The 11546-nt window shown below is 63.7% G+C and carries 10 protein-coding genes; 3 read left to right on the top strand and 7 right to left on the bottom strand.

Annotated features, from left to right (window positions below; all coding sequences use genetic code 11):
- Positions 1-88: 88 nt before the first annotated feature.
- Entirely contained in the window at positions 89-1471 is a 1383-nt protein-coding gene (gene lpdA / locus KF712_07860; GenBank protein ID MBX3740889.1) for a dihydrolipoyl dehydrogenase, read from the top strand.
- A gap of 74 nt (positions 1472-1545) precedes the next feature.
- Here lpdA and KF712_07855 read toward each other — a convergent pair whose 3' ends face one another.
- Together KF712_07855 and KF712_07850 are read right to left on the bottom strand one after the other, a co-directional pair.
- The gene (locus KF712_07855) at positions 1546-2505 is read right to left on the bottom strand and encodes a PEP-CTERM sorting domain-containing protein (protein ID MBX3740888.1); all 960 of its coding nucleotides are present in this window, start codon (positions 2503-2505) and stop codon (positions 1546-1548) included.
- Between the two features lie 133 nt (positions 2506-2638).
- Positions 2639-4903, bottom strand: a complete 2265-nt coding sequence (locus KF712_07850) for an autotransporter-associated beta strand repeat-containing protein (protein ID MBX3740887.1) — start codon at positions 4901-4903, stop codon at positions 2639-2641.
- Positions 4904-5125: 222 nt separating this feature from the next.
- Between KF712_07850 and KF712_07845 the strand changes: the two genes are divergently transcribed.
- Positions 5126-5740: a L,D-transpeptidase gene (locus KF712_07845; GenBank protein MBX3740886.1), complete on the top strand. Its 615-nt coding sequence runs from the start codon at positions 5126-5128 to the stop codon at positions 5738-5740.
- A gap of 91 nt (positions 5741-5831) precedes the next feature.
- Here KF712_07845 and KF712_07840 read toward each other — a convergent pair whose 3' ends face one another.
- The gene (locus KF712_07840; protein ID MBX3740885.1) at positions 5832-6791 is read right to left on the bottom strand and encodes an N-acetylmuramoyl-L-alanine amidase; all 960 of its coding nucleotides are present in this window, start codon (positions 6789-6791) and stop codon (positions 5832-5834) included.
- A 157-nt stretch (positions 6792-6948) separates the two neighbouring features.
- On the opposite strand from KF712_07840, the gene KF712_07835 reads away from it, so the two are divergent.
- A complete protein-coding gene (locus tag KF712_07835; protein MBX3740884.1) occupies positions 6949-9018 on the top strand; it encodes a S9 family peptidase in 2070 nt (689 codons plus the stop codon).
- A gap of 7 nt (positions 9019-9025) precedes the next feature.
- Here KF712_07835 and KF712_07830 read toward each other — a convergent pair whose 3' ends face one another.
- From KF712_07830 to KF712_07815, 4 genes are all read right to left on the bottom strand, one after another.
- On the bottom strand, positions 9026-9475 hold the full coding sequence (locus KF712_07830; protein MBX3740883.1) for a universal stress protein: 450 nt from the start codon (positions 9473-9475) through the stop codon (positions 9026-9028).
- A gap of 159 nt (positions 9476-9634) precedes the next feature.
- On the bottom strand, positions 9635-10483 hold the full coding sequence (locus KF712_07825) for a hypothetical protein (protein MBX3740882.1): 849 nt from the start codon (positions 10481-10483) through the stop codon (positions 9635-9637).
- Positions 10484-10609: 126 nt separating this feature from the next.
- Complete coding sequence (locus KF712_07820; GenBank protein MBX3740881.1) at positions 10610-10909, bottom strand: transcriptional regulator; 300 nt, start codon at positions 10907-10909, stop codon at positions 10610-10612.
- Positions 10906-11526, bottom strand: coding sequence for a hypothetical protein (locus KF712_07815; protein MBX3740880.1), 621 nt, complete (start codon positions 11524-11526; stop codon positions 10906-10908). The genes KF712_07820 and KF712_07815 overlap by 4 nt, the downstream gene beginning before the upstream one ends.
- Positions 11527-11546: the final 20 nt, after the last annotated feature.

Below are 11546 nucleotides of genomic sequence, written 5' to 3'. Positions count from 1 at the left end.
GGCGGATCGTTTTCCCGGCATATCCCCCTTTGACAAGCCGGGGTCCCCCCGCCACGCTGCCGCCGAAACTTACCTCTCCTCCGAAACCATGGCCTACGATCTCATTGTCATCGGTGGCGGCCCGGCCGGCTACGTCGCCGCCATCCGCGCCGCCCAACTTGGAAAAAAAGTCGCCTGTGTCGAAGCGGACCGCGCCGGTGGCACCTGCCTCAACTGGGGCTGTATCCCGACGAAGGCCCTGCTGAAAAACGCCGAGCTGTACCACACCCTCGCCCATCGCGCGAAGGAGTTCGGTTTCTCCTTCGACAATCTCCAGTATGACTGGTCCGCCGTGATCGGCCGCTCCCGCAAGGTGTCCGAGCGTCTGGCCGGTGGCATCGAGTTCCTGTTCAAGAAGAACAAGGTGGACTACATCCGCGGCTACGGCTCCATCGTCGCTCCGGGCAAGGTCGAGGTCGTCGCCGCCGACGGCTCCAAGAGCACCGCCGACACCAAGGACATCATCATCTCCACCGGTGCGAAGTCCCGCCCGCTGCCACCGCTGCCCTTCAACGGCACTACGGTCATCGGCTCCAAGGAAGCGATGGTCCTCGGCAACCAGCCGAAGAGCATGATCATCATCGGTGCCGGGGCCATCGGCGTCGAGTTCGCCTACATCTACAATGCCTTCGGCACGAAGGTGACCCTCGTCGAGATGGCACCGCGCCTCGTCCCCGTCGAGGATGACGAGATCGGCGACGCGCTGGAGAAGTCCTTCATCAAGCAGGGCATCCGCTGCCTGGCGAACCACAAGATCACCAAGACCGAGGACAAGGGTTCCCATGTCGAGGTCACCGTCGAAGGGGCGAAGGAAAACGGCGTGCTCTCCGCGGACGTCGTGCTCGTCGCCATCGGCGTGCAGCCGGTCCTCCCGGGAGGACAGCAGCCGGAACTGACCGACCGTGGCTTCGTCAGGGTCGGCGACCGCTACGAGACCTCCCTCGCCAACGTCTACGCCATCGGTGACATCACCGGACCGCCGCTGCTCGCGCACACCGCTTCCTTCGAGGCGATCCAGTGCGTGGAAGGCCTCTACGTGGACGGCCACACCCCACGCAAGGTGACGAATTTCCCGGGCTGCACCTATTGCCACCCGCAGATCGCCTCCGTAGGCAAGACCGAGCGCGCGCTGAAGGAAGAAGGCATCGAATACAAGGTCGGCAAGATCCCGTTCGTCGCCATTGGCAAGGCCATCGCCGCCGGTGAGCCGGACGGCTTCGCCAAGCTGCTCTATGGCAAGAAGCACGGCGAACTGCTGGGCGCCCACCTCATCGGTGACAACGCCACCGAACTCATCGCGGAGATGGGCCTGGCGCTCGACCAGGAACTCACCGCCGAGGAGATTCACTCGACCATCCATGCCCACCCGACCATGTCGGAGGTGATCCACGAAGCAACGCTGGCCGCCGACGGCCACGCGATCCACTTCTGAGATCCACCGCACCATCACTCACGAAAGCCCCCGCCGGTCCGCCGTCGGGGGCTTTTCCGTTTCAGGTGAGCCACTCAGTGCCTGCGGCGGCGGATGAGAAAGCCCAGTCCGCCGAGGAGGACGAGCGAAGAGGAGGCAGGCTCCGGGATGGTGACGACGGAGAGCAGGTCCGTGCCGAACTTGAGGGCGTCGAAGTTGGTGACTCCGGAGGTGTTGCCGATGCCGCCGATCTGGACGTATTGGTTATTGGCGAAAGTCTGCCCCGCCACGGTCGTGGTGCTGGCAGAGAGCTTGGAGGTCACATTTCCCGCTCCATCGAGAAAGCCCAGCGTATAGCCGTTGATGGCGAACTGGTCGTACTGGGCGGCGGTGAGCACGTATTGGGTGGCCGTGCCGGTGGCACCGGTGACGCCCACATTCGTGAACACATTGATGGCCATATAGACGGTGCCGGTGGCGGGTATGATGGAGGAGCCGGTAGTTGTGGCCGATCCGGCATAGGACACGCCCAAGCCAATGCTGGTGAGGGCGCTGTTGTCCTCCACTTGGGAACGGAAGCGGCTCGACCCGCCGCCATCTCCGGGGTTGGTGGCGACGCGCACCTCGGTGAAGCTGCCGTTGCCGGTGGTGATGGTCCCGGCATTGTCCACCCGGAACAGGTAGCTGGAGTAAAGCGTGCCGCTCACGGAAGAGGTGAGGTTGAGCTGCACGGCCAGGGTGGTGCCACCGGTGTTCGCACGGTAGATCATCCGGTTGCCGCTGGTGGTGTTGTAGGTGCTGAAGGCGAGCCCACCGGCGGCGAAGGAATAACCGCTGCCCCCGCCGGGATTGTTGACGATGTAGTTCCCCTGCAGGCCTTGGGCGCTGGCGGCGACGCCGGTATCGATGGCGGCGGTACCTGTGGAGGAAAAGTTGACGGGGGTGTAGCTGTCATATGTCTCGTTCACCAACAAGGCGGCGGAGGCACTGGCGGCGGCGCAGACCGAAATGAGGGCGGTTGGCAGCAACCCGGAGGGACGGAGCGGCAGATTCATTTTCGGTCTACTACAGCAGAGGAAAAAGGAGTTCCATCATAATCCGCAGGAGAACCGTGCGCCGGATCCCGACTTTCCCGGAAAAGGAACACCCTCCACTGACGGCTGAGGTTTTCATCCGGACAAAACTTTCTCAGCGGCGGCGGCGCATGGCCAGCCCGGCCCCCAGCACCGCCAGCAATGCCGCTGATGGCTCCGGAATCAGGGCGTGGGGGACGACCTCACCGGTGGACAGGATCTTCGCGCTGTAGGTCCCGGCCTCCAGGCCCGGTGCGGATGGGTTGAAGAAGAAAATGGAATCCACCTGGGCCTGCTCCAAGCCACCGGACCCATCCCCGAACATGAGGCGCTCCAGCCCCCCGCCGTCAACCAGGCCGGTCCAGCCCAGGACCGTCAGCGAACCGGTCCACGCCTTGTCGCGGGAGTCCGCGAAAACGATGGTGGAGCCGACGTTTCCGTTGAAGTCCACCGTGGCGGCGGCCGTGACGGCAAGCTTGCCGAGCGTGTCGCTGAAGTTGCCCACCTGGAGGGAGCCGGCCCCGAGGGTCACCTCGGCGGTATTGCCGATGATGTCGCTCGCGCCGAAGCGGAAGGTGCCACCGTTCACCCGCAGGGCGGTGGAGGAGTTGAGGGAGCCCCTGGATTCCAGCACACCGGCGTTGACCGTGGTGGTGCCGGTGTAGGTGTTGGCGGCGGTCACCACCGCGGTTCCGCCACCGCTCTTGTTGAAGTTCCCTTCTCCCGTGATCACGCCGTGCTGCGTGACGGTGAAGTTCGTATCAATGTTCAAGGTGCCACCACCGGCCAGGAGGGTTGTGGCGCGGTTCATTTCAAAATTCCCGTTCGAGCGGAGCGCGCCGCCGTTGAAGGTGAGGCCTCCCGTACCAAGGCGGTCGTTGTCATACACCAGCACCGTACCACCGCCGAAGACCGTTCCGCCGGAGTAGGCCTTCGCCCCCACCAAGTACAGGGTGCCGCCACCGGTTTTGGTAAGCGTGCCACCGCTGATGGCGCCATCATAGCGGACGGTGTTGGAGCCGGTCACCTCGATGCTTCCCCCCGCCGCGCCGAGCACCGTGGACTGGGTGAAAAATGGACCTTCGCCGGTGCCGAAGGACAACCTGAGACGTCCTCCGTTGATGGTCAGCGTGCCTGTTCCCAGGCGGTTGGTGCCGTCAACGTCGAGAACCCCCTCGCTGATCGTCGTTCCTCCGGTGTAATTGCTGGCAGCCCGGAGGGCCAGCACACCGGTGCCTGTCTTTGAAAGGCTTCCCCCTCCCGTGATCGCCCCCTGCTGGGTCACCACCTTGTCGGTTTCGATGTTGAACGTGCCGCCGCCGGCATTCAGCACGGTGGCCCGGTTCATGGTGAAGGTACCGCTGGAACGCAGGGTGCCGCCATCGAAAGAAAGCCCGCCACTGCCAAGGCGGTTGTCGTCATAAATATAGATGTCCCCACCGTTGAAGGCGGTGCCGCCAGCGTGCGTCTTTGCGTTCACCAGCCACAGGGTGCCGCCGCCGGTCTTGGTCAGCATCCCCGCACCATCAATGGTGCCGTCATGCCGGAATTGGTTGCCTCCGGTGACCTCGATGGTTCCACCCGCCGCGCCGATGGTCATCGGCCGGACGCCGGTACCGGTGGTGATGTTGCCCGTAACCTGCAGCGTCCCGCCATCGATGGTCACGAGGGAGTTGGAGGCCCCGAGCCGGTTGTCGGCATTCACGCTCACCGTGCCACCCCGGATCGTGAGGCCGCCGGTAAAGGTCGTGGCGCTGGATCCGGAAAGATCCAGCAGACCGCTCCCGGTTTTGACCAATGAGAGCTTCGCGCGGTTCGACCCGTCCACGGTGTCCTCGATGAGCTGGCTGAGACGGATGATACCCGTGCCACCAAGGGTGAGGATCCTGTCGCCGCCGGTGGCGGTGGAAGGGGTGACGCTGTTCCTGACCAGCAACTCACCGGAAGATTGGTTCGACCACGTCTGGTCCGCGCCGACCCGCAGCCGCACGCCGCCCGCATTGGCCCCCGATCCGATGATGGCTCCACCCGCACCGGCTCCCAGGGTGATGCCTCCGGTACCCACCTCCAGGTTGGTGGCGGCGGCAGGGCCAAGGATGGAAGTGATGCCTGCGGATCTGAACAACAGCGAAGCAACCGACCCGTCCGTGCCGAACGTGATCGTCTGGTCGCCGGAGACGCCGTCGGTATTGAACACGGCGTTGGCTCCTGCCGGAACCGCTCCGGCGGTACTGCCATCAGCCGCACCCGACCAGTTGCCCGCCGTCGTCCATTCCCCCGCTCCACCTCTCCAATAATAGGTCTGCGCGGCAACGGGCGCGATCCCGGCAAGGGACGCCACGGCGGCGAGGAGGAGCAGTGGATTTCGTGAAAATTTCATGGCTCGGAGGGAAGGGGGTTTGGAAACGCGGGCTACCGCTACCAAACCTTTGCCCCGCCTGCCAAGGCCATAGAACGCAAAGAGTTGCCCGGCAGGATGGCCCTTCTTCTTACAACTGGCGCACTTCCCGGAGTCTTCTCCTTGCAGAATACGCCGATTGCGGCACCATATCCCGTCGCCTTCCCCTCCCCGGAAGACCCCATCCCTCGCTCGCATCCGACCATGAAATCCTTTCCCTGTCTCCTCCTCGCCGCTGCCGCAGCCGCCGCCCTCAGTTCCTGTACCGCCCCTGTTTCCAAGGGACCGAAGAGTTCCTTCACCTTCGACCCACCGGTGAAGAAGGCGACGAATCCGTCCGCCGTGCGGGTGAAGATCAGCACCAGCGCGCAGAAACTCTATGTGGTGGAGGGCAGTGAGGTCCTGCTCGCCACCCCGGTATGCGTGGGCACCGCCTCCGCGCCGACGCCGAAGGGCACCTTCCCCGTCCAGGCCAAGGTCGCCAACCGCCGCCGGGTCAGCAGCCCGGGCGCGGGCTACCCCATGACCTACTGGATCCAGTTCTACAGCCCGTCCTACGGCGCGCACTGGGGCTTCATCAAACCCTACCCCGCGACCCACGGCTGCGTCCGCATGCCACTGAACTCCGCCCGGAAGGTGTTCAACCTCGTCCGTGTCGGCACGCCGATCAACGTCGCCACCACCCAGCCGGAAGATGCCACCATCGGCAAGACCCTGCCGGTGCTCGACGACAGCAAGCTGGATAACCCGCCGAATTCCTACATGCTCAGCCCGCAGGTCTTCAGGGACGCGGAAAAGGGCAAGATGTGGAATTTCTGAGCCACGCCGCCCGATCCAACTTGAAAACCTCCACCGGATACCGGCGGAGGTTTTTTCTTTCCGGCACACCGGAGGGAACACAGCAACCCGATCACTCCCGTTTCCTGCTGACGGCGATCTGGTATTTCGTGATGCCAAGGGCGATCCCATCGGCCACCGCATCCTGGAATTTTTCGTTCGCGGCCAGTCTCGCCTGATACTCGTCCGCGAGGTTGGCCGCCGTCAGCGTGATGGCGGGATGCCGGAGGCCGACAAAGCCGGACTGCTTGTCCGATGAAAGGCCGTTGTCCTGGGTGTTCACTCCCAGGTTGCGCAGCACGCCGCCATGAATGCTGATTCCCAAGGCAGCACCGAGCCGGGAAATCTCTCCAGCTTCCTCCCCCGTTCCGACAACGGGCGGCACCAGCACCGAGGTTCGCATGCCCTTGGGTCCGTCCTTTTCATCCAGGAAATTGATGCTGACGAAAACCGCGGGCTCCTGGACTTCGTTGGCGGCACCGACGCGCTCCTCCACCGTCATGGCCTTTTCCTCCCCGCGGGTCATGACGACCTTGATCCCGCGCTCCTCCAGCTTGGTCCTCGCCTTCCCGGCGATCTCCCAAGCGTGGCGCGCCGCATCTCCCCCACCTGTCGGGTCCAGGATCACGGTACGGGGCACCCCGGAACCTCCGATCTGGTGGGGCCGCAAGATGGGGTCGATGAGACGGCTGAGATCTTCCCGCGAGAGGAACACCTCGCCGCCCTCCTCCATGATCTCCCTGTTGAGGATGATCTTCACCTTGTTGAAGTGGCATTCCTTCGAGCCGACGCTGAAGTTCACCACGATCTCGCTTCTCTGAGCGCCGCGCTTCTCAAGGCGGATCTCACCGCCATTTCTCTCCAGATCACCGAAGCCGTAGAATTCCCCGAACTTCCCGAACGGGATGTAGTCGTTCTCGCCGACCCGTTTCACGTCCCAATCCCACTCCTCCCCGAGGTCACGGGCATCCGATGTCACGGCGGACAACAAAAGTGCCCCCATCCATCCAAGAACAAGTGATGCGGTTTTCATGGCATTCATGGGAATACCGCATCCGCCGCTGGAATCGATCAAAATCGTATTCGCGACGACGGACCATTTCCCTGTCGCAACCCGGTGGGCTGGTGTATCGCTCAACGGCAATCCCATGGATATCCGCTCTCTTTCCACCAGCGTCCCACTCCTGCTCATGGCTTCCCTGCACGCCGAATCCATCTCCTACCCCACGACCCGCAAAGAACCCGTCACCGATACCTACCATGGGGTGAAGGTGGAGGACGCCTACCGCTGGCTGGAGGATGACAACTCCCCGGAAACGAAAGCCTGGGTGACCGCCCAGAACGCCGTCACGGGGAAATACCTTTCCGCCATCCCGCAGCGGAACACCATCCGGGAGCGGTTGAAAAATCTGTGGAACTTCGAGCGGATGGGGCTGCCCCAGGAACAGGGAGGGCAGTGGTTCTACAACATGAACAGCGGCCTCCAGGAGCAGGCGGTGCTCTACACGGCCCCCTCGCTGGAGGGCGAACGGCGCGTGCTGCTGGACCCGAATGTGATTTCCAAGGAAGGCACGGTTTCCCTCTCCCGCTATGAGCCGAGCGAGGACGGAAAGCTGCTGGCCTACGCGACCTCAGGCGGGGGCAGTGACTGGAACGAGATCCGCATCCGCGACGTCTCCTCCGGCAAGGACCACGGAGATCACCTGAAATGGGTGAAGTTCAGCGGCATCTCCTGGGCGAAGGATGGCAGCGGGTTTTTCTACAGCCGCTACCCCACCCCACCGGAAGGCGCGGCACTCACCCAGGTGAACGAGAATCAGAAGCTCTACTTCCACACGCTGGGCACCCCGCAGGAAAAGGATGTGCTGGTCTATGAACGTCCGGACCAGCCGCGCTGGGGCATGGGCGGATGGATCACGGAGGACGGCGCGTATCTGCTCATCCATCTGTCCCAGGGAACGGACCCGAAGAACCGCATCGCCTACCGCCCGGCGGGTGATCCGCAAGCACCGGTCACCGTGCTGCTGCCGGATGGGGATGCGGAGTATGATTTCATCGGCAACATCGGCCCCGTCTTCTACTTCCACACGGATCTGGACGCGCCGCGGAAACGGGTGATCGCCATCGATACCCGGACTCCGGAGAGATCCGCGTGGAAGGAGATCATCCCGCAGTCCGGGGATCTGCTGGATACCGTCAGCATGTCCGGCGGGAAACTGCTCTGCGTCTATATGAAGGACGCGAGCGACCGGCTGTACCGCTTTGACACGGACGGAACCGGAAAGACGGAGATCAAACTGCCGGGCATCGGCTCCATCGGCGGGCTGGGCGGAAAGCAGGAGGACAAGGAGGTGTTCTATGCCTTCACCAGTTTCACGGAGCCGGCGTCCGTCTATCGCCTCAACATCGCCACGGGCGAAAGCACGCTGTGGAGGAAACCGGAGGTGGACTTCGACGGGAGTGCCTATGAAACGAAGCAGGTTTTCTTCACCAGCAAGGACGGCACGCGGGTGCCGATGTTCATCGTCCACAAGAAAGGCATCAAGCTGGATGGCTCCCACCGGACGCTGCTCTACGGTTACGGCGGCTTCCAGATCAGCATGCAGCCCGGCTTCTCCATCTCCCGCGCGGTGTGGCTGGAGCGCGGCGGCATCTCGGTGACGGTGAACCTGCGCGGTGGCGGCGAGTACGGCCGTGAGTGGCATGAGGGCGGCAGAAAGGGAAACAAGCAGAACGTCTTCGACGACTTCATCGCCGCGGCGGAAAAGCTGGTTGCGGACGGCTACACGAAGCCGTCCAAGCTGGCGATCCAGGGCGGCAGCAACGGCGGGCTGCTGGTGGGCGCGTGCATGACCCAGCGGCCGGAACTGTTCGGCGCGGCCCTGCCTGCGGTGGGGGTGATGGACATGCTGCGCTTCCAGAAGTTCACCATCGGCTGGGCGTGGGAGAAGGAGTACGGCAGTTCTGACAACGCGGAGGACTTTCCCCTGCTCCACCGCTACTCGCCCTACCACGCGCTGAAGCCCGGCACCCGCTATCCGGCCACGATGGTCACCACGGCGGACCATGATGACCGGGTGGTGCCCGCCCACAGCTTCAAGTTCGCCGCACGGCTGCAGGAATGCCAAGCAGAGGACGGCCCGCCGGTGCTCATCCGCATCGATACCAGCGCCGGACACGGGGCTGGAACCGCACTGTCAAAGGTGATCGACCGCGCGGCGGACGAGTGGGCGTTCCTCGAACACGTTCTCGGGAAATGACCGGCGGTCATTCCTTCTCCCTGACGGGAACGATCAGTGTGGGGATGACGGCTTTCCGAACCATCCCCTCCGCGACACTCCCCAACAACAGCGATGCCACCACGCCGTGGCCGTGCGAACCCAGCACGACCAGGTCGGCGCCGGTCTTTTCCACGTAGTCGATGGTCGCGTGGAGCGGGCTTCCGTCCACGAGCTGCGTGTTCACCCCCGGGACGTCACCGAGTTCCTGGCGGAGTTCCTCCAGCTTCTTCTCCGCACGGGTGCGGACCTGCGTGTCATAGAGCGGCATCGCGGGGAATTCCTCCGGGGTGAAGCCGTAGGCGGTGAACGGTACCTGGGGCTCGATGATGTGGATGAGGTGGAGCTGTGCACCGAACGCCTTCGCCAGCTTCCCGGCGGTGGCGAGCACGCCCGGAGTTGCATTCGAGAAGTCCACGGCTGCGACGATCATTTTCATGGCGTCCTGACCGTAACCCGGCTGACCGGATTCCGCAACCCGGCATGAAGCGGCAGGGTTGCGGAAGTCGTGAGACTTCCGGTTGGGGGGGAAGCCCATGGAGGACCGGAACCGGTTTGTTGGAGGACGTCCACCCTGCCGAAGCTCTCACGGGCTTCGCTACCCTGCCAGCGTATCCGCCACCGCACGGATCGTTTCATCCAGGGCAAATGCACCGGCCGTCAGCGCGACCCTCTCCCCGCCCTCCACGCGCAGGAGGGCGGCCTCCGCGGCGGATGCGACCACCTCCGCGGTCCTGCCTTTCCTCAGCACCGTCTCCGCAAGCGCCTCACAGGATGCCTCACCGGGTTGCCCGACAATCACCACGCGGTCACTCTGCGCCATGAGCTTTTCCAGCGCCCGCTCCCGCGCGGACATCCCGGGGGAAAGGGTATCCAGGAAAGTGACCTTCGCATCGTTGTAGCGGTGCCGGAGCTGCTGCACGAGCCACGAAACCTTCCGCGGGGAAAGGGTGGTCTGGCACACCACCCCGAACGCAGGCGAAAAGACCAGCCGCGCCGTGTCCGTCGTATCTTCAAGAATGCGGGTGCTGGGATGCCCGCCCGCCAGTCCCTTGCTCTCCGGATCCGCATGCCTGCCGATGACCAGCGGCTGCGCCCCGTCCATCCTCAGCAGCCCCAGCGCCACCTGGGCCCGCTTCACCTGCGGGGAGGTGAGATCCACCAGATGCACGCCCGCCTTCTCCCACTCCCTCCTCCTGAGCGGTGACATGCCACAGAAAGGAATGACAATCTTCCGGAAGCGGAAAAAGTCCGCTTCCTCCACGTCCTCCATGATCCCGATCCCCGCCAGCCTGCGGCTGATTTCCACATCCGGCATGAAACGGCCCGCCACGCCCAGTCGGTCGGTCTTCGCCAGCTCCTCCAGCTGCCAGAGCGCGCTCCGCGTTTCCACATCCATGCCAAAGACCGGTGCCAGTCTGACCGAAGGTTCCGTCATTGTTTTCATTTTTTCTTTGTCCTACAAAGTAATTGGTTAAAAAAGGGGCACCGCTGGTTTCGGTTTCACAAGGTTGGACGTGCCTGCCATGGATTAACTTTGCTCCACAAAGTTAGGTGAAGGCAAGCGGAAAACTCATTTGCCCAGATCCAGGATCTGCTCCAGCACTCCCAGATAGGCGACGAAGGCCTTCTTTCCGGCGTCCGAGAGCGCATAGAGCGTCTGGGGCCGGCCGTCCCCGGTGAGCTTTTCGCCGGAGATGAACTCGGCTTTCTCCAGCGTGCGGAGGTGGGTGATGAGGTTCCCGTCGGACATGTCGAGCTGCCCCTTGAGGTCCTGGAATGCCCATGGCTCCGCCCTCGAAGCCAGCAGCGTCATGATGGAGAGACGGCCTTTTTCGTGGATGGTGCGGTCGAGCTGGGAAAAATCGATCATGCTTCGGATTCCTCACGGCCCTTCGTCGTGACGATCACAGCCCCATAAATCAGATGGAAACCCCCGAACGCAATCGCCATGAGCCGCGATCCGTTCTTGATGGGTGCCAGCCCGGCGATGCTCTCCACGACCTGAGCCACCCCGGCCAGGCCGGTCACCCCGAAGATCACAAAAGCCCAGCCGAGCCAGACCATGGAACGCGGCGCGAACTCCCGGATGGCGAGCAGCGCCAGGCCATAGTGGAGGCTCCATAGACACGCGGCCGCCGGCTCGTTCTTCGCCCTGACGAAGAGCAGCCCGAGAAAGCCTCCTGCGACGATGGAGGGCAGCGCACCGCGGATGGCCAGCTTGAGACCGGTGTTCCAGAACGGTTTCGCGTGGGAGGAGCTGGCGCGGAAGATCTGCCATGCGTTGAACAACAGGACCATCGCCGCTCCGAAAAGCCACCACCCGGCCCATGCCCAGCCCTGCCTGCCCTCGGACAACCACGCCGCCGCAAGGGCCGCCGCACCGCCGATGAGCGCCGTCTCTCCGGACAGCGCGCGGAAGATCGTCGCCCGCTCCATCATGGTCCGGATCACCCGCAACTGCTCGGCGGCTTCTTCGCGTGTCGTCATGACAAGGCTTTGCCACACAA

This window comes from Akkermansiaceae bacterium, assembly GCA_019634595.1.
Taxonomy (GTDB): Bacteria; Verrucomicrobiota; Verrucomicrobiia; order Verrucomicrobiales; family Akkermansiaceae; genus Luteolibacter.
This window is presented reverse-complemented; position numbering and strand designations above follow the sequence as displayed.

What these genes read in the sequence shown, in the direction of transcription:
- KF712_07835 (MBX3740884.1), top strand. Translation starts at nt 6,949, where the DNA reads ATGGCTTCCCTGCACGCCGAATCCATCTCCTACCCCACGACCCGCAAA.
- lpdA (MBX3740889.1), top strand. Translation starts at nt 89, where the DNA reads ATGGCCTACGATCTCATTGTCATCGGTGGCGGCCCGGCCGGCTACGTC.
- KF712_07815 (MBX3740880.1), bottom strand. Translation starts at nt 11,526, where the DNA reads ATGACGACACGCGAAGAAGCCGCCGAGCAGTTGCGGGTGATCCGGACC.
- KF712_07825 (MBX3740882.1), bottom strand. Translation starts at nt 10,483, where the DNA reads ATGAAAACAATGACGGAACCTTCGGTCAGACTGGCACCGGTCTTTGGC.
- KF712_07830 (MBX3740883.1), bottom strand. Translation starts at nt 9,475, where the DNA reads ATGAAAATGATCGTCGCAGCCGTGGACTTCTCGAATGCAACTCCGGGC.
- KF712_07820 (MBX3740881.1), bottom strand. Translation starts at nt 10,909, where the DNA reads ATGATCGATTTTTCCCAGCTCGACCGCACCATCCACGAAAAAGGCCGT.
- KF712_07850 (MBX3740887.1), bottom strand. Translation starts at nt 4,903, where the DNA reads ATGAAATTTTCACGAAATCCACTGCTCCTCCTCGCCGCCGTGGCGTCC.
- KF712_07845 (MBX3740886.1), top strand. Translation starts at nt 5,126, where the DNA reads ATGAAATCCTTTCCCTGTCTCCTCCTCGCCGCTGCCGCAGCCGCCGCC.
- KF712_07840 (MBX3740885.1), bottom strand. Translation starts at nt 6,791, where the DNA reads ATGAAAACCGCATCACTTGTTCTTGGATGGATGGGGGCACTTTTGTTG.
- KF712_07855 (MBX3740888.1), bottom strand. Translation starts at nt 2,505, where the DNA reads ATGAATCTGCCGCTCCGTCCCTCCGGGTTGCTGCCAACCGCCCTCATT.